Origin of the sequence: Roseovarius salis (assembly GCF_044472985.1) — a bacterium.
GTDB lineage: Bacteria > Pseudomonadota > Alphaproteobacteria > Rhodobacterales > Rhodobacteraceae > Roseovarius > Roseovarius salis.
Genome location: NZ_JBISDG010000132.1, coordinates 1 through 264, shown reverse-complemented (window position 1 = coordinate 264; position 264 = coordinate 1). Strand labels below are relative to the sequence as shown.

1 protein-coding gene is annotated in these 264 nt (G+C 67.0%); it reads right to left on the bottom strand.

The annotated features are described in order from the left end of the window. Window positions 1-264 (bottom strand): histidine kinase dimerization/phospho-acceptor domain-containing protein (locus ACH13J_RS18500; RefSeq protein WP_397544809.1); only part of this gene is annotated, 264 nt, incomplete at both ends.

The window sequence follows — 264 nt, the reverse complement described above, 5'->3', positions numbered from 1 at the left end:
CGCGCGCCATTTCATCGCGAAACAGGAACAGCAGCGTGCCCATCAAGGCATCGGTGTCGATGGCGCTGCGTTTTCCCGCCTGCGTGGAGGCAACGCCCGTGCGCAGCCGATCAAGAATGGCAGCCGCCCGCTTGGCCTGTGCGACACCGGTTTGCAGCGCCCGGCGCACGCTGTCGCGCTCGGCCGGCATGTCGAGCATGCGTTCTGCGGCGCGGGTGTGCGTGATGATGGCGGTCAACGGTTGGTTGAGTTCGTGCGCGAGGC